27 protein-coding genes are annotated in these 24,282 nt (G+C 68.4%); 15 read left to right on the top strand and 12 right to left on the bottom strand.

Annotated features, from left to right (window positions below):
* Positions 1–7: 7 nt before the first annotated feature.
* Positions 8–721: a hypothetical protein gene (locus A5750_RS01785; RefSeq protein ID WP_067260856.1), complete on the top strand. Its 714-nt coding sequence runs from the start codon at positions 8–10 to the stop codon at positions 719–721.
* On the opposite strand, the gene A5750_RS01780 is transcribed toward A5750_RS01785, so the two are convergent.
* Together A5750_RS01780 and A5750_RS01775 are read right to left on the bottom strand one after the other, a co-directional pair.
* Positions 707–1,693, bottom strand: coding sequence for a nitronate monooxygenase family protein (locus tag A5750_RS01780; protein WP_067260849.1), 987 nt, complete (start codon positions 1,691–1,693; stop codon positions 707–709). The genes A5750_RS01785 and A5750_RS01780 overlap by 15 nt on opposite strands.
* Positions 1,690–2,082, bottom strand: a complete 393-nt coding sequence (locus A5750_RS01775) for a tautomerase family protein (RefSeq protein WP_066954410.1) — start codon at positions 2,080–2,082, stop codon at positions 1,690–1,692. Before A5750_RS01775 ends, A5750_RS01780 begins: the two co-directional genes overlap by 4 nt.
* Before the next feature lie 94 nt (positions 2,083–2,176).
* Here A5750_RS01775 and A5750_RS01770 point away from each other — a divergent pair, with 94 nt between their 5' ends.
* Entirely contained in the window at positions 2,177–3,046 is an 870-nt protein-coding gene (locus A5750_RS01770; protein WP_067260845.1) for a LysR family transcriptional regulator, read from the top strand.
* Positions 3,047–3,091: 45 nt separating this feature from the next.
* Here the strand turns inward: A5750_RS01770 and A5750_RS01765 are convergent, their stop codons facing one another.
* Entirely contained in the window at positions 3,092–3,691 is a 600-nt protein-coding gene (locus A5750_RS01765) for a TetR/AcrR family transcriptional regulator (protein ID WP_066954417.1), read from the bottom strand.
* A 107-nt stretch (positions 3,692–3,798) separates the two neighbouring features.
* Between A5750_RS01765 and A5750_RS01760 the strand changes: the two genes are divergently transcribed.
* A complete protein-coding gene (locus A5750_RS01760) occupies positions 3,799–5,361 on the top strand; it encodes an NAD(P)/FAD-dependent oxidoreductase (protein ID WP_067260842.1) in 1,563 nt (520 codons plus the stop codon).
* 10 nt (positions 5,362–5,371) lie between these two features.
* On the opposite strand, the gene A5750_RS01755 is transcribed toward A5750_RS01760, so the two are convergent.
* The 3 genes from A5750_RS01755 to A5750_RS01745 form a co-directional block, all read right to left on the bottom strand.
* Positions 5,372–5,980 (bottom strand): YbhB/YbcL family Raf kinase inhibitor-like protein, encoded by a 609-nt coding sequence (locus A5750_RS01755; RefSeq protein WP_067260840.1) that lies wholly within the window; start codon positions 5,978–5,980, stop codon positions 5,372–5,374.
* Positions 5,981–6,043: 63 nt separating this feature from the next.
* Positions 6,044–6,487 (bottom strand): SRPBCC family protein, encoded by a 444-nt coding sequence (locus tag A5750_RS01750; protein WP_066954426.1) that lies wholly within the window; start codon positions 6,485–6,487, stop codon positions 6,044–6,046.
* Between the two features lie 35 nt (positions 6,488–6,522).
* Positions 6,523–7,527 (bottom strand): zinc-binding dehydrogenase, encoded by a 1,005-nt coding sequence (locus A5750_RS01745; protein WP_067260837.1) that lies wholly within the window; start codon positions 7,525–7,527, stop codon positions 6,523–6,525.
* Between the two features lie 84 nt (positions 7,528–7,611).
* Between A5750_RS01745 and A5750_RS01740 the strand changes: the two genes are divergently transcribed.
* The 5 genes from A5750_RS01740 (at position 7,612) to A5750_RS01720 (ending at position 13,362) form a co-directional block, all read left to right on the top strand.
* A complete protein-coding gene (locus A5750_RS01740) occupies positions 7,612–8,328 on the top strand; it encodes an MBL fold metallo-hydrolase (RefSeq protein ID WP_066954432.1) in 717 nt (238 codons plus the stop codon).
* Positions 8,329–8,539: 211 nt separating this feature from the next.
* Complete coding sequence (gene aceA / locus A5750_RS01735; protein ID WP_066954435.1) at positions 8,540–10,828, top strand: isocitrate lyase ICL2; 2,289 nt, start codon at positions 8,540–8,542, stop codon at positions 10,826–10,828.
* Between the two features lie 377 nt (positions 10,829–11,205).
* Positions 11,206–11,607: a hypothetical protein gene (locus A5750_RS25685; protein ID WP_067260902.1), complete on the top strand. Its 402-nt coding sequence runs from the start codon at positions 11,206–11,208 to the stop codon at positions 11,605–11,607.
* 184 nt (positions 11,608–11,791) lie between these two features.
* Positions 11,792–12,955 (top strand): LLM class flavin-dependent oxidoreductase, encoded by a 1,164-nt coding sequence (locus tag A5750_RS01725; protein WP_066954439.1) that lies wholly within the window; start codon positions 11,792–11,794, stop codon positions 12,953–12,955.
* A gap of 110 nt (positions 12,956–13,065) precedes the next feature.
* Complete coding sequence (locus tag A5750_RS01720) at positions 13,066–13,362, top strand: hypothetical protein (protein WP_156664235.1); 297 nt, start codon at positions 13,066–13,068, stop codon at positions 13,360–13,362.
* Between the two features lie 52 nt (positions 13,363–13,414).
* On the opposite strand, the gene A5750_RS01715 is transcribed toward A5750_RS01720, so the two are convergent.
* Positions 13,415–13,882, bottom strand: coding sequence for an SRPBCC family protein (locus tag A5750_RS01715; RefSeq protein ID WP_066954445.1), 468 nt, complete (start codon positions 13,880–13,882; stop codon positions 13,415–13,417).
* Between the two features lie 215 nt (positions 13,883–14,097).
* Between A5750_RS01715 and A5750_RS01710 the strand changes: the two genes are divergently transcribed.
* From A5750_RS01710 to A5750_RS01695, 4 genes are all read left to right on the top strand, one after another.
* A complete protein-coding gene (locus tag A5750_RS01710) occupies positions 14,098–15,933 on the top strand; it encodes a fatty acyl-AMP ligase (RefSeq protein WP_067260829.1) in 1,836 nt (611 codons plus the stop codon).
* 76 nt (positions 15,934–16,009) lie between these two features.
* Complete coding sequence (locus tag A5750_RS01705; protein WP_066954719.1) at positions 16,010–17,242, top strand: serine hydrolase domain-containing protein; 1,233 nt, start codon at positions 16,010–16,012, stop codon at positions 17,240–17,242.
* 118 nt (positions 17,243–17,360) lie between these two features.
* A complete protein-coding gene (locus A5750_RS01700) occupies positions 17,361–18,017 on the top strand; it encodes a hypothetical protein (protein WP_066954451.1) in 657 nt (218 codons plus the stop codon).
* Positions 18,014–18,787 (top strand): YqjF family protein, encoded by a 774-nt coding sequence (locus A5750_RS01695; protein WP_066954454.1) that lies wholly within the window; start codon positions 18,014–18,016, stop codon positions 18,785–18,787. Before A5750_RS01700 ends, A5750_RS01695 begins: the two co-directional genes overlap by 4 nt.
* A gap of 1 nt (position 18,788) precedes the next feature.
* Here the strand turns inward: A5750_RS01695 and A5750_RS01690 are convergent, their stop codons facing one another.
* The gene (locus A5750_RS01690) at positions 18,789–19,559 is read right to left on the bottom strand and encodes an SDR family oxidoreductase (RefSeq protein WP_066954457.1); all 771 of its coding nucleotides are present in this window, start codon (positions 19,557–19,559) and stop codon (positions 18,789–18,791) included.
* A gap of 58 nt (positions 19,560–19,617) precedes the next feature.
* Between A5750_RS01690 and A5750_RS01685 the strand changes: the two genes are divergently transcribed.
* The gene (locus A5750_RS01685) at positions 19,618–20,094 is read left to right on the top strand and encodes a nuclear transport factor 2 family protein (protein ID WP_066954460.1); all 477 of its coding nucleotides are present in this window, start codon (positions 19,618–19,620) and stop codon (positions 20,092–20,094) included.
* Here A5750_RS01685 and A5750_RS01680 read toward each other — a convergent pair whose 3' ends face one another.
* Both A5750_RS01680 and A5750_RS01675 read right to left on the bottom strand, forming a co-directional pair.
* A complete protein-coding gene (locus tag A5750_RS01680; RefSeq protein WP_231989099.1) occupies positions 20,095–20,784 on the bottom strand; it encodes a DJ-1/PfpI family protein in 690 nt (229 codons plus the stop codon).
* A 66-nt stretch (positions 20,785–20,850) separates the two neighbouring features.
* Complete coding sequence (locus A5750_RS01675) at positions 20,851–21,810, bottom strand: GlxA family transcriptional regulator (protein ID WP_066954466.1); 960 nt, start codon at positions 21,808–21,810, stop codon at positions 20,851–20,853.
* A gap of 110 nt (positions 21,811–21,920) precedes the next feature.
* Here A5750_RS01675 and tpx point away from each other — a divergent pair, with 110 nt between their 5' ends.
* The gene (gene tpx / locus A5750_RS01670; RefSeq protein WP_066954469.1) at positions 21,921–22,415 is read left to right on the top strand and encodes a thiol peroxidase; all 495 of its coding nucleotides are present in this window, start codon (positions 21,921–21,923) and stop codon (positions 22,413–22,415) included.
* Between the two features lie 120 nt (positions 22,416–22,535).
* Positions 22,536–22,847, top strand: coding sequence for a DUF4333 domain-containing protein (locus A5750_RS01665; RefSeq protein ID WP_066954472.1), 312 nt, complete (start codon positions 22,536–22,538; stop codon positions 22,845–22,847).
* On the opposite strand, the gene A5750_RS01660 is transcribed toward A5750_RS01665, so the two are convergent.
* Both A5750_RS01660 and A5750_RS01655 read right to left on the bottom strand, forming a co-directional pair.
* Complete coding sequence (locus tag A5750_RS01660) at positions 22,828–23,787, bottom strand: nitronate monooxygenase family protein (RefSeq protein WP_066954475.1); 960 nt, start codon at positions 23,785–23,787, stop codon at positions 22,828–22,830. The genes A5750_RS01665 and A5750_RS01660 overlap by 20 nt on opposite strands.
* The gene (locus tag A5750_RS01655) at positions 23,784–24,173 is read right to left on the bottom strand and encodes an NYN domain-containing protein (RefSeq protein WP_066954478.1); all 390 of its coding nucleotides are present in this window, start codon (positions 24,171–24,173) and stop codon (positions 23,784–23,786) included. The genes A5750_RS01660 and A5750_RS01655 overlap by 4 nt, the downstream gene beginning before the upstream one ends.
* Positions 24,174–24,282 lie beyond the last annotated feature (109 nt).

Genomic DNA, 24,282 nt, shown 5'->3' with positions numbered 1-24,282 from the left:
AGTTCCGATGCTGTTCCTACACGAAACCCACCAAGTGGTCGGCGCGCGGCAGGACGAATTCGAGGCCGCATACCGCGAGGGCTGGATGCCCACGCTGGCCCAGGGGGACGAGGCCCGGCTGCTCTGGTACACCAATCACGCCCACGGCTCGGGGCTGTCCTACAACGTGGTCACCATCACCGGCATCGCCGACGGCGCGGCCTGGGAAAGGCTGGCGCGCCGGACCCAGAGTGGTGACCTGCGCCCGTGGATGCGTGAACTGGACGACCTGCGCCACGAGGTAACGGGCAAGCTGCTGCTGCCGGTTAGCTGGTCACCGCTGCAGACCCTCGACCTGGCCGGCGTGCCGACCACGGGCGAGACGCACCCGCTGACGATGTTCATGGAGGACACCGGCTGGCCGTACGCGCCGCTCGACGACTACATCCGGTCCTGGGACGAGATCTACTACCGGCCGCTGTCCCAGGCGCCGGCCCGAATGCGCATCCTCGACATCCAGGCGTGCTTCCAGGTGGCGCATGGGAGCAATCGGCGCCGAGAGGCCATGCTCTGGCAGAAGATCGATGACTCCAACAACTACGCGGCGCTGGTCCATCTGCTGACCAAGGAGATCCCGCCGGAGCACCGGGCGCCGGGCAGCTACATGTTCGACGCCCTGCAGTACCGCGACCAGTGGCAGAGCCGCCTGCTGCGGACCTCGGACTGGTCACCGCTGTACTGAGTCCGGCCCGGTCGCGCGATTCAGGATGCGGCCGGCCTGCTCGACCATGTCGGCCACGATGTCGGCCGCGGGCCGAACTCGCCGGACGAGCCCCACCCCCTCACCGACCAGTATGGCGGCACTGTCGAAATCCTCTGCCGCGACGGCCTTTTCGTAGTCGATTATCGCTTCGGGCAGCGACGCGGCCAGTTCATCCTCGTTGCCGTGCCAGGTGTCGAGGAAGGCGTTGCCGAGCGCCCGCGCGTTGTATCCGGCCGGCCAATCCAGCCGCCGCACCAGGTCGTAGGCGCGCGTGCGAACGGTGTCGTCACCGCCGGCCGTCAGCGCCCGCTCGTGCGCGCGGGGCGACACCAACGCCTCCGGCGACGCCCAGAACCGGGTGCCCACGAGCACGCCGTCGGCGCCGAGCGCCAGCGCGGCGGCCAGGCCACGCCCGTCGGTCACCCCGCCCGCGGCCAGCACCAGCGTGTCCGGTGCGCGTTCGGCGGCCAGGTCGACGACGTCGGGCACCAGCGTGAAGGTGGACCGGACGGTCATGCCGTGGCCGCCGGCCTCCCCGCCCTGCGCCACCACCACGTCGGCGCCGGCGTCCAGGGCCTGGCGTGCGTGGTCGAGCGTCTGCGCCTGCGCGATCAGGGGGACGCCGGCGGCGCGGATGCGGTCGGCGAAGGGCTGCAGGTCACCGAAGGACAGCATGATCGCGGCGGGCCGCCGGGCCAGGGCCTCGTCGAGCAGCTCAGGTTGGCGGGCCAGGCTCCAGGTGATGAACCCGCAGCCGACGTCAGCCCCGTCGGCCCGGTCGAATTCGCGCCGCAGCCATTCCGCGTCGCCGTAGCCGCCGCCGATGAGGCCCAGGCCGCCGGCCGACGTCACCGCCGCCGCGAGCCGGCCACCGGAGATCATCGCCATCGGGGCCAGCACGATGGGGTGTTGGATGCCGAAGGACTCCGTGAGCCGGGTGTCGAGGCTCATGGCAGCTCGCCGGTGAGAAACTGTGCCCGGCCGTAGCCGAAAGACCAATCCTCGTCGCCATTTTCGGTGATCGAGACGATCAGGTCGGCCGGGTCGAGACCGCACCGCTCGGCCAGGTTGGTCGCCAGCAGCTCGTAGAATTTCTCCTTCATCGCCCGCGTGCGCCGCCGGCTCACCACGTTGACGATCACCTGGTGCGACGAGCGGCTGATGCCGAGACCGGTATCTAAAGCGACGATTTCGTGGGCGGGATGGGTGCGCACCACTTGATAGCGGTCGCGCGGCGGCACCCCGAACGCTTCGACGACGGATTCGTGAACCGCGTCGAGCAGGGCCCCGACCTCCGACGGCGTGCGGCCCTCGATGAGGTCGATGTATAGCAGCGGCATTTCGGCTCCTTAAGATCTCTGTCCTGGCAACGACGTTAGGTCCGTCGAGACGGCCTGTGAAATGCCTGCTGTAATCGATCTATGCTTGTCAGGCATGGGCGCATTGGCGGGCGGTCGAATCGAGTTGCGCCACCTCCGGGCGTTCGAGGCGGTGGCGCGACTGCAGTCGTTCACCGGGGCCGCCGACGAACTCCGCATCACCCAACCGGCGCTCAGCCGCACCATTCGCCAACTGGAAGATGCGCTCGGCGTGACCCTGGTGGATCGCACCTCGCGACACGTCGAGACCACCCAGGCCGGGCGGACGTTCCTCGACCACGTCGCGCGGATCCTCGCCGAGCTCGACCAGGCGTTCGGCGCCGTACGCCGGCAGGCGAGCGTCGGCCTCGGATTCAGCTGGTTGCTGCCCGATCCGTGGGCGCAGGACACCGTTGCCCGCTTCGAGCGGGCCACCGGGACCACGGTCAGGCTGGTCCGCACCGACGATGCGCTGAGCGCCGTACAGCAGGGCAGGGTCGACGTCGCCGTCGTCCGCGGCCAGGTGACGGCCGCTCAGGTGCGGATGGTGCACCTGTTCGACGAGGCCCGCGTGGCCGTGTGTTCGGTCCACTCGCCGCTGGCCACCAGATCCGAACTGGACTGGGCCGAGGTCCCGCAGTGGCCGCTGGTCGTCAACACCGCCAGCGGGACCACCGGGCCCTGGTCATGGCCGGCGGGCGAGGGACCGAAAACGGTCGTTGAGACAACCAACTTCGACGAATGGCTCGAATCCGTCGCGGCCGATCGCGGCATCGGTGTGATCCCCGACGTCGCGGTACGGCGCAACATCCACCCCGGCGTCCGGTTCGTCGCGCTGCGCGGAGCCCCCGCGAGCTCGGTCTCGATAGCGTTCTTGCCGCGCGCCCGCAACGCCGTGCTGCGCCGCTTCGTCGAGGCGGCCGTGGAGAGCGCGCAAAGTGTTTGAGCCCACGGCGGGGTTATCCGGCGTGTCGTCGCCCTCGACGCACACTCAAGCAGGGAAAACGAAGCCCGAGCGCAGCAGCTCCAGGCTGGCCGCGACGAGTTCGCCGAGGTCGCCCCTGCAGCCGTTGCGGCCCCAATTCTCCACTGCGACAACGAGCGCGGCGGCCAGGGCGGAGCCGGTTACCTCGGCGAGCAGATCGATGTTCGCCACACCCGGGTTTCGATCCCTGACGAAATCGGTCAGCACCTGGGCGAACGACGACTGCACGACGCGCAGGTGGCTCGCGATGCGCTCCGCGCTGATCAACTCCGCGCGGGCCGTCGCGGCCTGGCGGACCACTTCGAGGTCGTGCGGGAAGGCCGCGACGCTCGCCAGCACCGCATCGAACAGCGACTCGGACGCGGGACGGTCGGCTAGCGCCTCGGCCAGCCACGCCAGCTGCGTCTCGTAATCCTGGAAGAGCACCGCCTCCTTGGTGGGGAAGTGGCGAAAGAAAGTCCGCTCGGTTACGCCGGCCTCCCGGGCCAGCTCGGTCACGGTGACGTTGGTAAACCCTTTGCGCGCAAAGCTTTTCAATGCCGCTTGGCGCAGCGCCTCGTGCGTCGATCGTCGGCGTAGCTCATGACGGTTCGTCGGCGCGTTCATCCCCCCGGAATGGTATCCCAGCCGGCCAGAATTTGTCAGAACTGACATCTTCCAATCATGTCAGTACTGACATATCCTTGTCACGCGCCAATCGAGGGAGGAACGCCATGTCTGACTACGACGCGATCGTCGTGGGAGCGGGCCACAACGGACTTACCGCGGCCGCCGTACTGCAGCGCGCAGGCCTGCGGACGCTGTGCCTGGAAGGCAATACCTATGCGGGGGGCATGGCGGCGACCGTCGAACTGATCGACGGCTTCCGGTACGAGATCGCCGGCTCCGTCCAGTTTCCGACCGCGAGCCAGATCACCAAGGATCTCGGGCTGGACACCCTGCCCACGGTGGAGCCGGACGTGATGTCGACCAACATCGGCGACCACGGCGAGGAGCCGATGATCTTCTACCGCGACCCGATGCGGCTGATGACGCACCTGGCCGAGAAGCACGGCATGGAGGCCGTCACCGGCATGGCCGAACTGATCGGGTGGAGCCAGGGACCCGCAAAGGCACTGGGCCGCTTCGACGTTCGCACACCGCCCAAGACCCTCGACGAGATGTACGCCTGCGCGGCAAACGACGCCGAACGACGGGCCATTCACGAGATGTTGTTCGGGTCGGCGATGGACGTCATCGACCGCTACCTGCCCGACAAAGACAAGCACACGGTCATGCGGGGGATGCTCGCGTTCCTGGCCGTCAACTCCACCTACCGCGGCCCCTACACGCCGGGCAGTGCCACCTGCCTGGCATTCGCTCTGGCGGTGCCGGACGACAGCACGGCGATGATGACCAAACTCAAGGGCGGCATCGGCGCGCTCACCGAACACCTGCGGGAGCTCTTCGTCTCCCACGGCGGTGAGATCCGCTTCCGCAGCAAGGTGGAGCAAATCCTCGTCGACCACGGCACCGTGACCGGCGTGCGGTTACGCGACGGCTCGACGATCACCGCCCCGATCGTGGTCTCCAACCTCGCGCCGGACGTCACCCTCACCGAGCTGATCGCCCCCGAACATGTGCCGGGGGAGCTCATTTCACGTCTTGTCGGACGAGACCACCGTGCCTCCTTCGTGCAGATCCACTTCGCCCTCGACGGGCTGCCCGAATTCGCGCCGCCCTACGAGTTTTTGAACGAGGAAGGCATGCAGCAGTCGGTCGGGATCTTCGGCGATCCCGAAGAACAACAGCTGCATTGGGAGAACTGCCGTCGGGGCATCGTCCCGGACAACCCGTCGATGGGGATGCAAATACCGTCCGTGCATGATCCGGGGATGGCGCCGCCCGGTAAACACGCCGCGAGCGCCTACGCTTACGCCTTCCCGGTCGAAGTCGACCGCCACGATCATGGGCAACTCAAAAATGTTATGGCACAGCGTGTTATCGACAAGATCACCCGGTTGGCCCCGAATTTCAAGGACATCGTGATCCGTCACATCACGTTTGCGCCCTACCACATGAACACGATGTTCGGTGCGCCCGCGGGCGACTTCTGCCATGGGCTGCTGCATCCGGACTTGATGGGCCCGAACCGCCCCGGCCCCAAGGGATTCCTCGACTTTCCGATTCCCATCGCGGGGCTCTACCTCGGCGGTGCGGGATGCCACGGTGGGCCCGGCATCACGTTCACGCCCGGCTATAACGCCGGCTATCAGGCGCTCGAAGACATGGCCTGAAAGCGCATCCTCAGCCTCCGAAGGTTCCGGTCAGTCGCGCCTGCGCGTTCGCGGCGCCGCCAATCGCCTGCGCCGCCTGCACGCCGGCGAGCCCGTCGGGCAGCCGGTAGTCGTTGGGAAGCTGGTAGAGGGTGAACCGGTAATGATGCGTGCCGGTACCGGCCGGCGGGCAGGGTCCCTTGTATGCGAGCTCGCCGGCGGTGTTCGGCAAGGTGGTCGCGCCGGCCGGCGTCTGACCGTCGGCGGTGCTGCCGGAACCGGGGCCGATGCCGACCACCACCCAGTGCACGTAGAGACCGTTGACGGCGTCAGGGTCGTCGACCACGAGTGCGGCACCCAACGGCGCCGACCACGTCAGCGGCGGGGCCGTGTCCGCCCCCTTGCACGTGTACTGCACGGGGATCGGCGCACCGTCGCGGAACGCCGGACTGCTGATGGTTAACGGCCCGTCGGCGGGGGCGGCCGGGACGGTCCGCCCAAGGGTGGTGACCTTCGGCGTCGACGGTGCCGTCATGCGGGTGTCACCGTGGCCGCCGCAGCCGGCCGCCGCGCCGAGGATCGCCAACGCACCGGCGAGCGATGCGACCCGTCGAAAGTTGCTCACGGGTTTCGGTTTCATATGGACAGTGTCGCTCGCGCGGCGCCCATCCGAAAGCGCCCGATTCAGACGGCCTGGGTGCCGTTACTTGCCGCCCTTGCGCTCCAGGACCCGTTTACGCAATCCCTTGGTGGCCGTGTCCATGAGGCTCTTGGAGCCTCGCTTGATCAAGAACCCGGGCACCGGCATCAACAGGTCCACGGTGAGATCGAAGTTCACCCGCGTGGAGTCTCCGTCGGGCGTCAGCGTGTAGCGACCGTCTTGCGCGCGTTGCTGTTTGGCGCTGACCAGAGTCCAGCTGACACCGTCGTCGTGAACGGTGTACGCCAACTCCTGCTCGTCGCTGACACCGACGAGTTTGACCACTTGCTTCGATCTGGTGGGGTGGCCCTGATCGTCCCGCTCGAGAACCTCCACCTTCTGGTGAACCGAGGACCACTCGGGCAGCGATTCGATGTCGAACAGCACATCCAGTATCTGATCCGGTGTCGCTTCGATGACGACCTCGCGGGATTCGGTGACAGCCATGGGAGATAGATAACCACTGCAGCGCCGCTAAAAACTCACGGCACCAGGACTACCTTGCCGACGTTCTCCCGGGCCGCCAGGATGCGGTGTGCCTCCGGCGCGTCGGCGAACGGCACGGCCGCGTGGATGACGGGAGCGATCGTTCCGTCGGCGAGCGCCTGGGCCAGCGGAGTGATCCACGGCTCGAGCGTGCCGCGGTCGTCCCACAGCCGCAACATGTTGAGGCCGATCACCGCCTTGGACTCCGAGAGTTGATCGATCAGGTTGAACCCGCGCAGCATCGCCAACGCGTGCGGGGCGGCCGCCCGCAGCGAGCGCTTCTCGCCATGCTGCAGGTTCGACACCCCGTACCCGACCAGCCGTCCGCCCGGCCGCAGCAATGCGTAGGACCGCCGCAGCGACGTGCCACCGAGCGCGTCGAGCACCACGTCGTAGGGATCCATGCCACGCCACCAGCCGTCACGGCGGTAGTCGATCGCCCGGTCCACCCCCAGTTCGGCCAGCTTCTCGTGTTTCGCCGGCGACGCGGTGCCATGCACCTCGGCCCCGGCGGCCTTCGCGAACTGGATGGCCGCGATACCGACCCCGCCGGCCGCGGCGTGCACCAGCACCCTTTCCCCGGCGCGCAGCGACCCGTACCCGTGCAGCGCGGCCCACGCGGTCGCGTAATTGACCGGGACGGCGGCGCCCTCCTCGAAGCTCATTGCGGCCGGCAGCGGCACCGAGTCGCTCGCGGCCACGTTGACGATCTCGGCATAGCCGCCAAAGCGGGTACCCGCCAGCACCCGGTCGCCGACGCGGCCGGGATCGACACCGTCGCCGACGGCCTCGACGGTCCCGGCGACTTCGTAGCCGACGACCGCCGGGAGCTTCGGCGCATCCGGATACATGCCGACGCGGGCGAGGTGATCGGCGAAGTTCACGCCCGCTGCGCGCACCGCCACCCGCAGCTGCCCCGGACCCGGCGGCGGGGGGTCGGGCCGCTGCTGGACGCGCAGCACCGACGGACCGCCACGCTTGGTGATGACGACTGCGCGCATCGCGAATACCTTCTCTCCGGCCGTTGCCAACGTGTCAACTATGTCCGACCTGTTCGGCCCAGCCCCGGGCGCTACCTTGCTCGTGTGCACCTCGCGTGGGAACGGTTGACGGCCACCGTGCATCGCTGCCGGCTGCCGTTCTGCGATGTCACCGTCGGACTGGTGTGGGGCCGCACCGGGGCACTGCTGGTCGACGCCGGCACGACGCTGTCCGAGGCGGCCGCAATCGACGCCGGAGTGCGACGGCTCGCCGGCCGCCCTGTCAGCGATATCGTCTTGACGCACAAGCATTTTGACCACGTTTTGGGTTCTTCGGCGTTTGCGGACGCGAATGTCTACTGCGCACCCGAGGTGGTCGAATACCTGTCGTCCGGAACCGACCGGATGCGTGACGACGCGTTGCACCACGGCGCCGACGCCGCAGAGATAGACCGAGCGATCGCGGCGTTGCGACCCCCGCGGCGGGGGGTCTTTCACGCCACCATCGACCTCGGCGACCGCACCGTGACGATCGCCCACCTGGGCCGTGGCCACACCACCTCCGATCTGGTGGTGGTCGCTCCCGGGGGAGCCGACGATCCGGTCGTCGTGTTCACCGGCGACCTTGTCGAAGAGTCCGCCGAACCCGCGATCGACGCCGACTCGGATCTGGCGGCCTGGCCGGCCACACTCGATCGGCTGCTCGAGGTCGGCGGCACGGACGCGGTCTACGTGCCGGGCCACGGAAGGGTCGTCGACGCAGAGTTCGTCCGTCGCCAGCGGGAGTGGTTGACCCGGCGCGCGGCCGGCGGCCCCAACTGATCCGACCTTGCGTGCGAAGAGTGTTGCGCCGCAAGCGGTGCACACCGAGGCCGTGCGCCCGGCGCCCCGCGGCCGTGCCGTGCCGGCGCCGGCTGGTGGATACAGGCGTCCGGCAACAGTTTTGGCATGGGTCTTTCGACCCCTGATTGAAAGGTCATCTCCGGGGATAGACTCCGTCCAGGGGAATCATGCCGAAGAGGAGCGTAGGGCCATGGCCATCATTGACTCGGACACCGAAGTCCGGACATCGTTCGAAGACGACATCGCCGCCACGCAGCGGTACATGGACGACCCGCGCTTCGCCGGCATCACGCGCCTCTACACGGCCCGCCAGGTAGTCGAGCAGCGCGGCACCATCCCGTCCGACTACCCGGTGGCACGCAACGCGGCCGCCGCCTTCTACGACCGGCTGCGCGAGCTGTACGCCGCGAAGAAGAGCATCACGACCTTCGGCCCCTACTCGCCCGGCCAGGCGGTGGCCATGAAGCGGATGGGCATCGAGGGCATCTACCTCGGCGGCTGGGCCACCTCGGCCAAGGGCTCCACCACCGAGGACCCGGGTCCCGACCTCGCCAGCTATCCCCTCAGCCAGGTGCCCGACGACGCGGCGGTGCTGGTGCGCGCCCTGCTCACCGCTGACCGCAACCAGCAGTACCAGCGCCTCAACATGACCGAAAGGCAGCGCGCCACCACACCCGCGTACGACTACCGCCCGTTCATCATCGCCGATGCGGACACCGGCCACGGCGGTGACCCGCACGTGCGCAACCTGGTCCGCCGCTTCGTCGAGGTCGGCGTGGCCGGCTACCACATCGAGGACCAGCGCCCGGGCACCAAGAAATGCGGCCACCAGGGCGGCAAGGTGCTGGTGCCGTCGGACGAACAGATCAAGCGGCTCAATGCGGCCCGGTTCCAGCTCGACGTCATGAAGGTGCCCGGCATCATCGTCGCCCGCACCGACGCCGAGGCGGCCAACCTTATCGACAGCCGCGCCGACGAACGTGACCAGCCGTTCCTGCTCGGCGCCACCAACCTCGACATCCCGTCGTACAAGGCGTGTTTCCTGGCGATGGTCCGGCGCTTCCACGAGCTGGGGATCAAGGAGCTCAACGGCCACCTGCTCTACGCTCTGCCCGATTCGCAGTACACCGCCGCCACCGCCTGGCTGGAGCGCCAGGGCATCCAGGGCTTGATCTCCGACGCCGTGAACGCCCGGCGCGAGGACGGGCAAGGTTCTATCGACGACCTCTTCGACCAGGTCGAGTCGCGATTCGTGGCGGCGTGGGAGGACGATGCCGGGCTGATGACCTACAGCGAGGCCGTCGCGGAGGTGCTCTCGTTCGACGAGACCGAAGACGAGTCACCGAGCATGACCCCCGACGAGTGGCGCCAGTTCGCGGCCCGCGCATCGCTTTACGCCGCGCGGGAGAAGGCGAAGGAACTGGGCGTCGATCCGCCGTGGGACCCGGAGTTGTCGAAGACGCCGGAGGGCTACTACCAGATCCGCGGCGGCATTCCGTACGCCATCGCCAAGTCGCTCGCGGCCGCACCGTTCGCCGACATCCTCTGGATGGAGACGAAGACCGCCGATCTCGCCGACGCCCGTCAGTTCGCCGACGCGATCCACGCCGAATTCCCGGAGCAGATGCTGGCCTACAACCTCTCTCCGTCCTTCAACTGGGACACCACCGGGATGACCGACGAGGAGATGAAGCGCTTCCCCGAGGAGCTCGGCAAGATGGGCTTCGTCTTCAACTTCATCACCTACGGCGGCCACCAGATCGACGGCGTCGCCGCCGAGGAGTTCGCCACGTCGCTGCAGCAGGACGGCATGCTGGCGCTGGCTCGGCTGCAGCGCAAGATGCGCCTGGTCGAGTCGCCCTACCGCACCCCGCAGACCCTGGTCGGCGGGCCACGCAGCGACGCGGCGCTGCAGGCGTCGTCCGGGCGCACGGCGACCACCAAGGCGATGGGCAAAGGTTCGACCCAGCATCAGCACCTCGCGCAGACCGAGGTGCCCAAGAAGCTGCTGGAGGAGTGGCTGGCGTTGTGGAGCGAGAACTACCAGCTCGGCGAAAAGCTGCGGGTGACCCTGCGGCCCCGCCGCGCCGGTTCGGACGTTCTCGAGCTCGGCATCTACGGCAACGGAAACGAGCAGCTGGCCAATGTCGTCGTCGATCCCATCAAGGACCGGCACGGCCGCAGCATCCTGCAGGTCCGTGACCAGAACACCTTCGCCGAGAAGCTGCGCCAGAAGCGCCTGATGACGCTGATTCACCTCTGGCTGGTGCACCGGTTCAAGGCCGACGCGGTTTACTACGTGACGCCGACCGAGGACAACCTCTATCAGACCGAGAAGATGAAGTCCCACGGGATCTTCAGCGAGGTCTACCAGGAGGTCGGCGAGATCATTGTCGCCGAGGTGAACAAGCCGCGCATCGCCGAGCTGCTGACCCCCGACCGGGTGGCGCTGCGCAAGCTGATCACCAAGGAAGCCTAGGGAGCGGACGCAGGTCTGAACGCTGCTGCTGATGCGGGCTCACGGCGCGGACGCGGTATCCAATTTACGAATAAGAAAATTTCTTATTACCTATGTAGCAAATTCCCGCATAGCAACAGTTGTCCGGGGATACGATTTGGCTCGCCGATGGCCCATTAGCCCGAGATGGGCCATCGGCTCCCAATGCACTCGCTTCCCTTGCGTTTAATGCTTGGCGCCAGCCGCGCCCGCCGCTTGTACCGATGGCCCATCCCGGCGGATGGGCCATCGCCGTTTCCGGGCAGAAGTCCCGCATCGAATCCCGTTTGCAGGGGCACGAGCCGGGGTAAGGAGAAGTGGACCAGTTGCCGTGGCGCAAGTGGGGATTGGGGACTTCGATGAGATCTGCAGGCAGGACGTCGGTCGCGCTCTTCGGCGGTGCGGCCATGCTCGTGTTCGCGGTCGGCTGCGGCGGCGGCAACAAAGGGCCGAGCAGCAGCAGCACCACCCCGACGACCACGCCGTCGTCCAGCGTGGCTCCGTCCACACCTGGCGGCGGCGGCAGCAGCGCTCCGGGCGGCCCCACCGGCGGTGGCGGCCCCGGTGGCGGTGGCGGCGGCGTTCCCGGCGGCCCCACGGGTGGCGGCGGCCCGGGCGGCGGTGGCGGCGGCGTTCCCGGCGGCCCCACGGGTGGCGGCGGCCCCGGCGGCGGAGGCGGCAGCATCCCCGGCGTCGGGGGTGGCGGCGGCGGCCCGGGCGGCGGCGGCGGATGCGTCGGCAACGTCTGCGGCGGCTACTGACCTCACGCGCTGAGCTCGCCGTAGCGCACCGCGACAAAGACTTGCTCCCTTAGTCGGCGGGGCCGGGATCACCTGGCCCCGCCGGCTGAAAACCCGCTCCTTGCCGAGCGTTCTTCCATGACGGCCTAGGCCGAACACCGCATGCGAGTTATGGTTCAGGCCAATCGGATGCAAGGGAGCCTCAATGACGAAGCTCAGGTTTGGATACTTCATCGCCCCGTTCCATCGGGCGGGCACAAATCCCACGCTCGCATTGCAGCGCGATTTGCAGTTCATCGAGCACCTCGACGCACTCGGCTTCGACGAAGTGTGGATGGGCGAACACCACTCGGCCGGCAGCGAGATCATCAGCTCGCCCGAGGTATTCATCGCCGCCGCGGCCGAGCGCGCCAAGCGCATTCGCTTTGGCACCGGGGTCATTTCGCTCTCGTACCACAACCCGCTGTGGGTCGCCGACCGGCTGATGCTGCTGGATCACCTCACCCATGGCCGCATCATCGGCGGTGTGGGGCCGGGCTCCCTGCCCAGCGACTCGTCCATGATCGGGCTCACGCCCACCGACACCCGCGAACTGCTCGAAACGAATCTCGACATCGTGGTGCGGCTGCTGGCGGGGGAGACCGTGAGCGCCAAGACGGCCACGCACCAACTGTTCGACGCCAAGCTGCAGCTTGCCCCGTACTCGGACGGCGGGATCCCGCTGTCGGTCGCCGCGGTCGCCTCGCCGACCGGTGCACGGCTGGCCGGAAAACACGGCATCGGCCTGCTCTCCATCGGGGCGACGTTGACCGTCGAGGGCTTCAACGCGCTCTCGTATCACTGGGGCATCGTTGAGGAGCGCGCGGCGACCTTCGGCACGCAGGTCGACCGCAGGAACTGGAGCCTGGTCGGACTGTTCCACCTTGCCGAAACGGAAAAGCAGGCCCGGGAAGAGGTCAAGTTCGGCATCGAGCCGTGGTTCCGGTACTTCCAGAAGGTGGCCGCCTTCCCGCAGATGACGATGCCCGGCGAACAGCTGGACGAGATGATCGACGTCATCAACGAAAACGGGGCGGGCGTGATCGGCACGCCCGAGCGGGCGCGCGGGCAGGTTCAGCGGCTGTGGGATCAATCCGGCGGGTTCGGCTGCATGCTGCAGATGGGCCACGAGTGGGCCAACCCGGCCGCCACCAAACGGTCCGCCGAATTGTTCGCCGCCGAAGTCATGCCGCATTTCCAGGGCCAGGCACAACCGACGCTGGACGCCGCCGCGCGCGCCGGGCAGGCCCGGGACAGCTTGGCGCAGTCGCAGTTGGACGCGGTCGCGCACATGACGAAGAAGTATCAGGACGAGGTCGACGCGAAGTAGCGGGCGGACTTCATATTCGCCGAACAGCCGCCGCCCAGGCGGTAGCTAGGGTCTCGGCGCATAACCGAAAGATGACTACCCGCGCCCCTGACCACCGCCGGCGACGAATGGTGCGGCTCCTTCTCGCGGGAGCCGCGGCCGTCGCCCTGCTCTCCCTCCTCGGCACGGCGCAGGGACCGGTGCGCCTGACCGACGTGGCCGTATCGCCCCAGACACCGCCCAACTTCTCCGGCGGCTTTGCCGCCGATGACGGCGACGACGAAGCCCAACTGCAGCAGCAGCTCGCCCAGCAGCAACTGCAACAGTCCATGCAGCAGGCGGAACAACAGAACGAACAGGCCCAGCAGCAGTTCGAGCAGAGCATGCAGCAGGCTCAGCTGGACGAGCAACAGGCCAACAACCCGTAGACCCTGCCTGAAAGCGCGGCGGCCGCCTCCCGCGGCCGTCATGCGCCCGGTGCTACCGCCCGGCGTTCGATTCCCGCTCGGCGGCCTTCACCAGCCGGCCGGCGAAGAACCGAACCGCTCCGCCCATGGCGGCCCGCATCACCGGGCCCGTCCCGCGCACTCCCTCGGTGAACGAGCCGGTCCAGCGGATGTCGGTTCCGCCCGCCGGGTTCGGCGTGAAGACCACCTCGCCCGAGTAATCCTTGGCCGGAGTCGGGGGGCCGACGAGCTTGTAGGCGTGCCGGCGGTCCTGCTCGTACTCGACGGTCTCCTCCTGCACCAGCACGGGCCACATCCCCACCTTGCGGACGGCCCCGATTCCGCCGGGCGCGGGATCGCCCTGCCGGGCCCAGCTCGAGTGAACGACGATGGGCTTGGCCCACTTCGACCAGTTGGCGCCGTCGGTCACGAGCCGGAACAGCGTCGCGGCGGGCGCGGTGCTGGTGCGGTTGATCTCGAATGAAAACGTCCTGCCTGACATGGCCAACTCCCGGTGCGATCATCGACGACCCTGCATGCCGCTCGCGCGTAGGCTACCGCCCACGCCGTGGTCACCGTGACGAGGGCGCACAACGGTCGCCGACGGGCCGGCGCCGACTGGCGAATTCGATTCCCTCCGAAAGCCCTTCGCGCGGGGCGTCCCGACAACTCTTCGCGGCGCGGCTGCTGCGGCATCCCCTTGCCTACAGTAGGGCCATGGAGTTCGGTTCGCGGCAGCACACCAGGCCCGTCCCCGGCCTGCTCGAGATCGAGGACTGCCTGGATGCCGCGGGCAACATCCTGGTGCCGCCCGACGTCACGCTGATCTCGCTCGTCGATCGCAACATCGCCAATGTCGGTGACGCCGTGGCGTACCGCTTCCTGGACTACAACCGTTCGGCCGACGGCCATGTCGAAGAGGTGACGTGGAACCAGTTCGGTGTCCGGCTGGAAGCCATCGGCGCGCGCGTCCAACAGGCCGCCGGCCATGGCGATCGAGTCGCGGTCCTGGCGCCGCAGAGCCTCGACTACGTGATGGGGTTCTATGCCGCGATCAAGGCCGGAACCATTGCGGTGCCGCTGTTCGCGCCCGAGTTGCCCGGCCACGCCGAACGCCTGGACACTGCGCTGCGCGATTCGCAGCCGACGGCCGTGTTGACCACATCGGCGGCCAGGAACGCGGTCGAGGATTTTCTGAGCACCCTCCCGCAACGGCACCGGCCACGGGTCATCGTGATCGACGAGATCCCCGACTCGGCGCGGGATTCATTCGCCCCCAATGAGTTACGCCATGACGACATCTCTCACCTGCAGTACACGTCGGGTTCGACGCGGCCCCCGGTCGGCGTCGAGATCACGCACCGGGCGGTCGGCACCAACCTCGTGCAGATGATCCTTTCCATTGACCTGCTTGACCGCAACACGCACGGCGTGAGCTGGTTGCCGCTCTACCACGACATGGGGCTATCGATGATCGGCTTCCCGGCGGTATACGGCGGGCACTCCACGCTGATGTCGCCCGCCGCGTTCGTCCGCAGGCCGCTGCGCTGGATCAAGGCATTGTCGGCCCAGACGGGCCGGGCCGTCACCGCGGCGCCGAACTTCGCCTACGAATGGACCGCCCAGCGGGGACTGCCCGCGCCGGGCGACGATGTCGACCTGAGCAACGTGGTGCTGATCATCGGGTCCGAACCCGTCCGCATCGAGGCGATCACGGCGTTCAACAAGGCGTTCTCCCCGTACGGATTGCCGCCGACCGCGTTCAAGCCGTCATACGGCATCGCGGAGGCCACCCTGTTCGTTGCGACCATCGCGCCCGCCGCGGAGGCGACCGCCGCCTACTTCCACCGCGAGGAGCTGGGCGCCGGCCGCGCGGTGCGGGTTGCGGCGGGCGACCCCGAGGCCGTGGCGCAGGTCTCCTGCGGCCAGGTGGGCCGCAGCGAATGGGCCGTCATCGTCGACCCGACCACCGGGACGGAACTGCCCGACGGTCAGGTCGGCGAGATCTGGGTGCAGGGCAAAAACGTCGGCGGGGGCTACTGGGGACTGCCCGGCGAAACCGGGCGAGCGTTCGGCGCCCGGTTGCGATCGCGATTCGCCGACGGCAGCCACGCCGAGGGCTCGGTGCTCGATGGCCCGTGGCTGCGGACCGGGGACTTGGGTACCTATCTCGACGGCGAGCTGTACGTCACCGGCCGGATCGTCGACATGGTCACCATCGGCGGCCGCAACCACTACCCACAGGACATCGAGGCGACCGTCGCCGAAGCGTCCCCCCTGGTGCGGCGCGGATACGTGACCGCCTTCGACGTGCCCGGCGAGGATACCGAACAGCGACTGGTGATCATCGCCGAGCGGGCGACGGGCACCAGCCGCGCCGACCCGCGGCCGGCCATCGAGGCCATCGGCGCCGCGGTCCTGCGACGCCACGGGCTGCCGGTCGCCGAGGTGTGTTTCCTGCCGGCCGGCGCCATTCCGCGCACCACCAGCGGCAAGCTGGCGCGGCGGGCCTGCCGCGCCCAGTACCTGAACGGCAGCCTGGGTGGCCACTGACCCGGCCGGGCTGAGACGGCCCGAAAAGCGCTGCTCGCGTCCGGCGCTGGCTTAGTCTCCTTTCGGAGGCGTGACGATGGTGCTCAAGGTTGCGGTGTCGGCGGACCTGATCGGCGGCGACGTGGACGCCGGCTACGGAAAGGTCGCCGACGCCTTCCGCGCCAGTTTCCGCGACGGCGCGGAAGTCGGCGCGGCCGTCGCCGTCTACCGCGACGGGGTCAAGGTCGTCGACCTGTGGGGCGGCTACCGGAACGGGTTGGCGAGACAACCCTGGCGGGCCGACACCATGGTCAACATGTTCTCCACGACCAAAGGGGTCGCCGCCCTGGTCGTGGCCGTCGCGGTGTCCCGCGGACTCATCTCCTATGACGCCAGGGTGGCCGATTACTGGCCGGAATTCGCGCGGGCGGGCAAGGGCGACGTGACGGTCCGCCAACTCCTGGGGCATCAGGCCGGGCTGTGCGCGCTCAAACCGAAGCCGGCGCTGGTTGACGTCGCCGACCCGGCCAGGCTCTCGCCCATCCTGGCGGCCCAGGCGCCGGCGTGGCGACCGGGTTCGCGGCACGGTTACCACGCGATCACGCTGGGCTGGTACGAATCCGAGCTGATCCGCCGGACGGACCCGGCCGGCCGCACGCTGGGCCGCTTCATGGCCGACGAGATCGTCCGGCCGCTCGGGCTCGACCTGCACATCGGCCTGCCGGATTCGGTCAACCGTGAGCGGGTCGCGCACATCCACAACTGGGTTCGCCCCGAAACGCTGCTGCATTTGAACGTCATGCCCCGGGGATTCGTGGCTGCCTCGCTCAACCCGGTCGGCCTGACCGCCCGCGCGATCGCGGTCCCGCGGGGCGTCAACCCGTTCAACGGCGACTACAACCGCGAGGACGTTCGGACGGTCGAGATCCCGTCGGCCAACGGCATCGGCACCGCCCGGTCGGTGGCGCGCATATATGGCAGCGCGGCAACCGGGGGAGCCGAGCTCGGCCTCGGCGGCGACACCGTCGAAGCTCTGGCGGCACCGGCGCTCTCGCCGAGCCGGGGCGTTCGCGACAAGGTGATGAATGTCGACGTGGAGTATTCCCTCGGCTTCTGTAAACCCGTGCCGCACTTTGCATTCGGCTCTTCGGGCCGGGCCTTCGGGACTCCCGGCTTCGGCGGCTCTTTCGGCTGCGCCGACCCGGACACCGGCGTCGGCTTCGCCTACGTGATGAACCGGCTGGGTTTTCACCTGTGGAGTGACCCGCGCGAACTCGCCTTGCGGCAGGCGTTGTTTCGCGACGTCCTCGGGGTGCGACCGCAGACGTGACATCGCCGCTCCCTGGGTCGCCGACTGTGGGCCCTGTGTACGGGCCCGGCACTGGATTCGTCCTCGGTCCCCGCGTTCGACGTCCGTCTTGGCCGGCCGCGGGTGGCATCCTGGCCGTGTGGGTTTACTCATCCGGTTGGCGGAGCTGTTGATCGTCATCCTGCCCCTGGCTGGGGCCACCATCGCCGCGGTGCGCGCATTCAGCGCCAACCGCCGGCCGGCCGAACCACCGCCGCAGATCGATCGGACGGAATCACCGGACACCGCCGACAACCACATCGCCCAGTGGCGGTCGCTGCGCCGCGTCCTCGAGGAGCACAGCCGCACCGACGCGCGCTGGCTCGAATACGAACTCGACGTCGCCAAGTTGCTCGACTTTCCGCTCATGACGGACATGCGCGACCCGCTCACGGTCGCCTTCCACAAAGCCAAGCTCCGAGCGGACTTCCTGCGCCCCGCCAAAGCCGAAGACCTCCTCGACGACCGCGAAACGGCCGCGCAGTACCGGACCGCCGTCGAGGACTACCTGACCGCCTTCCACGCCGCCGAGACGGAAGCGATACGCAGGCGGCGCAGCGACTTCTCTCGAGCGGACCAGCAGCGGATCGCGCGCGCTCAGAACCTGCTACGGGTCGCGGCGGATTCCGCCGCGACAGGGCAGGAACGCCGGCAGGCCTATGAGTTGGCGCGCCAGGAACTCGAGGGGCTCGTCGTCTTGCCGGCCACCACGCAAGCCGGCATCGAACGAAAGGTCTTCGGGGAGTTGGAGGGATGACCGCGACTCCCGAGTCGCCGACGCCCGAACCGGGCGGCGGCCGGGGGCTCGAGGGATACCCGCTCACCCCGCCGCCGCTTCGCGGTCCCGTCACCTTCGATCAGTGCTGGCGTGAACTGACCTTCATCCACTGGCCGGTGCGGCCCGACACCGTCGAGACGATGTACCCGCCCGGCACCCGGCCCGACGTCTTCGCCGACGGGATGACCTACGTCGGGTTGGTCTCGTTCGTCATGGGCAGCACCAAAGTCGGCTCCGTGCTGCGACTTCCGTACTTCGGCAGCTTCCCGGAGACAAACGTCCGGCTGTATTCGGTCGACGACGCCGGCCGGCACGGTGTGCTGTTCCGGTCGCTGGAAACGGCGCGGCTCGCGGTCGTGCCCGTCACCCGCGTCGGCCTCGGCGTTCCCTACACCTGGGCGAAAATGCGGACGAACCGGCACGGCGACCGCGTCACGTACGACAGCGTGCGGCGGTGGCCCCGCCGCGGTCTGCGCAGCCGGATCGAGGTCGCCATCGGCGCGCCGGTGAAACCGACACCGCTGGAAATCTGGCTGACGGCCCGATGGGGTGCGCACACCCGCACGGCCGGCCGCACCTGGTGGGTACCGAACGAACACGAGACCTGGCCGCTGTACGCGGCCGACATCGTCGAGCTCCACGACGACCTGGTGGCGGCCAGCATGGTTCGGCGCGCCGGCGAGCCGTTGCGCGCGCTCTTCTCGCCCGGTGTGCGAGCCCGTTTCGGCCGCCGCATCGTCGTCGCATGAGCTACGGGCAGGTGTATCCGCCGTCGATCACGACGTCCGAACCGGTCATATAGCTGGAAGCGTCGCTCGCCAGGTAGAGGTACAGGCCGGTCAGTTCTTCGGGCCGGCCGATCCGCCCGAGCGGAATCTTCGGCTCCCACAACCGGTGATACTCCGTCATCGGCTCTACGAGTTCGGTCAGGATGTAACCCGGGCTGACGCTGTTGACCCGAATATTGTGCGGGGCCAACTCCACGGCCATGGCCTTGGTCAGGTGAATCACCGCCGCCTTGGACGTGCAGTAGTGGCCCACTTGCTGCGGCACGTTGATGATGTGGCCCGACATGGAGGCCGTCGTGATGATGGCGCCGCCCCGGCCCTGCCGGACCATGACCCTGGCCGCCGCTTGCGCCGTGAGGAAAACGCCTGTCACATTGGTGGTTTGGATGCGTTCGAACTCTTCGAGCGACATGTCCAGCATCCCGTTGACCGTGATGATGCCGGCGTTGCACACCGCGATGTCGACGCCGCCCAACTCCGCGGTCACCCGCTCCAGCATCTCGGTGACTTGATCGGGTTGGGTCACGTCGCAGGCGACGGGCACGACCTTGCCGTCGCCGTCCGCCGCGATCTCCCGGGCCACCTGTTCCAGACCCTCGGCTCGCCGCGCCGCGATGGCCACGTCGGCACCCGCTTGCAGATATGCCTGCGCCACTTTCTTGCCGATGCCGCTGGATGCCCCAGTCACCAGCGCCCGCTTGCCGCGCAGATCAAACAACTTCAAGACGTTCATGCCATATCCCTATCCAGACGAGCTTCCTCTAACCGAAACACGTTCTAGTGTGTCCGCCATGGGCAAATTCACCAGGGCAGAAATCGAGCAAGCCGTCGAGAACTACACGCGGGTAGTGGAGGGGTGCAGCGCGTCGGGCGACTGGCGACCTTTCGCCGATCTCTTCACCGAGGATGTCGTCTACACCGAACATCACTACGGGGTGTTCCATGGCCGCGAGGCAGTGCGGGACTGGATCGTCGCCGTCATGGCACCGTTCCCGCACATGCGATTTCCGTCCGACTGGACCGCCTACGACGAGGACAACGACGCGGTCGTCGTGATGATCAAGAATCTGCTCGACCATCCGACGGACCCCAAGGGTGAACCCTTCTGGTTTCCGAACTGGACCCGGCTGGTCTATGCCGGGGACGGACTGTTCTCCAGCGAGGAGGACATCTACAACCCCAACCGGGACGCGCCCGGTGTGGTGGCCGCCTGGCTACAGGCCGGCGGCCGGCTCGAGTCCGACGAAATCCTGCAGCCGGGCGCCTGACTAACTGGTCACCGGCTGTCGCCCCCGCCGCCGCGACCGCACGGCCGCCAACGCCTCCTCCCACGCCAGCATCGTGGCAGCCTTCACGTTGGCCGGCTTCACACTCTCCCTGGACAGCAGCGCGGTCGCAGCCGCCTTCGTGGCGGCCGACGCCTTGGACATGTGGCCGGAATCGAACGGCGGCTGCGGATCGTATTCGAGCGCGAGTTGGATTGCCTTGGCGCGGCTTTCGCCGCCGATCTGCGCGGCCAGCCAGAACGCGAGATCGAGTCCCGCGGAGACGCCCGCGCTCGTGACGATGTCGCCTTCATGCACGACGCGTTCGTCGGCCACCGGGACAGCGCCAAAGGCCTTCAGCGCGGGAATGGTCAGCCAGTGCGACGTGGCCCGCCGCCCTTCGAGAAGTCCGGCCGCCGCCAGGATCACCGACCCGGAGCACACCGACGTCGTCCATCGGGCGGTCCGATGCGCCCGGCGCAGCCAGTCCAGCAGCGCCTCGTCGCGGGCATGCACCGGGGTCGACGGGCCGCCCGGCACCAGAACCACGTCGGGCGAGGGTGTTTCGGCCAGTGCGTGGGTGGCCCCGATGACCAGCACAGCGGAGTCCGCGGTGATCGGCCCGGGCTCGTGCCAGACGAACCGCACCTCGGCGTCCGGCAGATTGCGCAGCACCTCATAGGGGCCGATCATGTCGAGCGCGGTGAATCCCGGATAGGTCACGATTGCGATTTGGGTCATGGTGTCGTCCTTTCGATTTCAGGCAAAGGCCTTGCGGTACTGGTCCGGCGGAATGCCGACCCGGCGAAGGAAGTTGCGCCGCATGGTTTCCGCGGTGCCGAAGCCGCAGCGGGTGGCGATCGCGACGACGGTGTCGTCGGTCTCCTCCAACTGCCGGCGCGCGGCCTCGGTGCGGACGCGTTCGACGTATTGGCCGGGCGCCTCGCCTACCTCGGCCGTGAACACACGGGTGAAGTGCCGCGGGCTCATCGCCGCGCGACGGGCCAGCTCGTCGATGCTGTGCTCGCCACCGGGTTGGGCCTCGATCGCCTCCTGCACCGCGCGGATCGCGTTGCGTTTCGCGCGCGGCATCCACACCGGCGCCGCGAACTGCGTCTGTCCGCCCGGCCGGCGCAGATACAGCACCAGCCAGCGGGCGACCGTCTGCGCAACCTCGGTGCCGTGGTCATCCTCGACCAGTGAGAGCGCCAGGTCTATCCCCGCGGTGACTCCGGCGGCCGTCCATACGGTGTCCGAGGTGCGGACGAAGATCGGATCGGCGTCGACTTCGATCGCGGGGAACTCGCGGGCCAACCGCCCGGCGAAGGCCCAGTGCGTGGTGACCCGCTGCCCGTCCAGCAGCCCGGCCTCGGCCGCCAGGAACGCGCCGGTGCAGACGGTGACCACGCGGCGGGCGGTTCCGGCGACGGCCTTGATCCAGCCGATCAGCTCGGTATCCGACCGGGCCGCCTCGACACCTCCGCCGCCCGGCAGCACGACCGTGTCGATCTTCTCGTTGGGGTCGTTCGGGGCCGGCAGCGGCGCGGCGACGAAGGCCAGCCCGGTCGGGGTGGCCACGGGGCCGCCGCCGACCGAGCCCACGACGACCTCGTACCCGCCCCCGGTGAGCAGCGAGGCGCCGGTGAAGACATCGTGCGGGCCCACCACATCGAGCGCCTGCACGCCGGGGAAACCGGCGATGACGACCTTGCGAGTCATGGACTCAAGTGTTCGGCACGCAGCCACATGTCGTCTACGCCCTGCAACCCACCAATTAGGACATGGGACCTGACCCATGGTGGCCAAGGCGCGCTTGGCAGACTGTCCGCATGGCACAGATAACGTTGCGTGGAAACCCGATCAACACCGTCGGCGAGCTGCCTGCCGTCGGATCCCCGGCGCCGGCATTCAGCCTGACTGGCGGCGATCTGGGGGCGGTCAGTAGCGACCAGCTCGGCGGTAAAGCCGTGGTGCTCAACATCTTCCCGTCCGTGGACACGCCGGTGTGCGCGAGCAGCGTACGGACCTTCAACGAGCGCGCCGCCGCGAGCGGAGCCACGGTGGTGTGCGTGTCAAAGGACCTGCCGTTCGCGTTCGCCCGATTCTGTGGCGCCGAGGGCATCGACAACGTCAAGACGGGCTCGGCGTTCCGCAGCAGCTTCGGCGAGGACTACGGCGTCACCATCAACGACGGGCCGATGGCCGGTCTGCTGGCCCGGGCGATCGTCGTGGTCGGCGCCGACGGGAAGGTCAGCTACACGGAGTTGGTCCCCGAGATCGCCCAGGAGCCCAACTACGACGCGGCACTGGCCGCGGCGGGCTGACCCGATCCGCCGACTGCGGTTGCCCCCAGGCGCGGGCCTCCCGTCGCTCGTTTGCGAGCTGACAATGTCCGTCGCTGTGAGCTGTTCTAACGCGCCGATTGCGTGTTAGCCTGACCGGCTATGGATTGCGGCAGATTTCCGGTCGTCGCGGGCGTGCTGGCGACTCTGGTGGCCCTCCAGGTCGCCGGATGCAGCGCGAAGTCGACGGTCAAACCCGACGGCGCGGCGCAATCCGTCGTCGACGTCGTCTCGCGCCAGACGGGATTCCACCCGACCGACGTGAGCTGTCCCTCCGGTGTCGAAGCCAAGGTGGGCCAAGAGTTCGACTGTCACTTCACCGGGCCGGAGGGCAAGGGCTACACCGCGCACATGCGCATCACCAAAGTCGAAGGCGAGCAGGTCGTCTTCGACGTCAAGAGTCGCCCAAGCTAAGCCCCGGCGGCCCGAACAGGTCCGCGGTGGCCGCCAGCGCTTCGCCGCATCCCGCCCACATCCGCTTGATGATGTCGGCCGCCGGCGGGATGTCCTCGATCCGCCCGGCCACCTGACCGGTGTTGGCGACACTGGCGTCCATGTCCCCGTCGAAATACAGCCGCTGCACCCGTTGCAGCGCCGCGGCGCCGTCGCCGGAAGACATCGCGGTGTCCAGCCTTTCGGCGGCGGCCGTCCGGATCACCCGCATCATGCGTTTGCCGTCGAGGGGGAGGAGCACGGTGGAGGTTTCATCGGCCGCGACGACCGCCTGCTTGAGGTTGCCGTGCACCGGGGAATCCGCCGAGGCGAGCAACCGCGTCCCCATTTGCACGCCCTCGGCTCCGAGGACGAACGCGGCCGCCATCGAGCGCGCGTCGCAGATCCCTCCAGCCGCCACGATCGGCACGTCGACCTGCGCCGCCACCAGCGGCAGCAGCACCATGGTCGACGCACCGAATCGGTTCTTGAACCCGCCGCCCTCGACGCCCTCGACCACGAGCCCGTCCACTCCGGCGTCCACGGCTTTCCGGGCAGCCGCGAGGGTGCCCACCACATGGAACACGGTGATCCCGGCATCGTGGAGCCGTCCGATGAACAGCGCCGGATCGCCGGCCGATGTGGTGACGAAGCGAATGTCGTTGGCTACCAGGAGATCCACGGTGGCCGGGTCGCGGTTCATGATCAGCGCGATGTTCGCGCCCACCGGACGGTCGGTGAGGTCACGGACGCGCCGCAGGTCGGCCCGCCCCTGCTCGGATGTGGTCTCGATGACGCCCAGCGCGCCCGCGTTGGACACCGCGGCGGCCAGCTGGGCGCCGGCGATATAGGTCATCGGCGCCTGGATGATCGGGATGTCGACCCCGGCGGATGCACAGACCCGGTTGCGGCTGGTGTTCATCGGGCCCGCTGCCCCGGGGGGTCGATGAGGTCGCGGAAGCTTGCAGCGGGGTGGACCGAGGCGCCCAGGCTCAGCACGCGGTCGCTCAGCCCTTTGTCCGACGTCACCACCCGAATGTCGTGCGGCCGGGGGTCGGCCTGGACGCGCCGGACGATCTCGTCGTCGGCCGAGTTGGCGGCCGCCCGGGGCGCGTACGCGATCTCGATCGCCGCCGCGGGAATGGCGCTCGACGGCGGCCGTTCGAACACAACCGTCACGTGGTCGCCTTGGGTGGCGGCCCATCGGTCGAGGCGGTCGGCCAATGCGGCCATGGCGCGACCGCGGTCCTTCCACCACCCGTCCGGGCGGCTCCCGATCACATTCATGCCGTCAACGATCCAGCGCACGCCCCTACGGTAAGGCGACATTTCGGCGTACCGCTTCCGGCCCCGTGTCCCGCGATTCATTCTTTTCAGCGCTAAGCGGTTGGTACGGTCACCGATATCAGTTTCCCGC

The sequence above is a fragment of the Mycobacterium sp. 852002-51613_SCH5001154 genome (assembly GCF_001667425.1).
Taxonomy (GTDB): Bacteria; Actinomycetota; Actinomycetes; order Mycobacteriales; family Mycobacteriaceae; genus Mycobacterium.
This window is presented reverse-complemented; position numbering and strand designations above follow the sequence as displayed.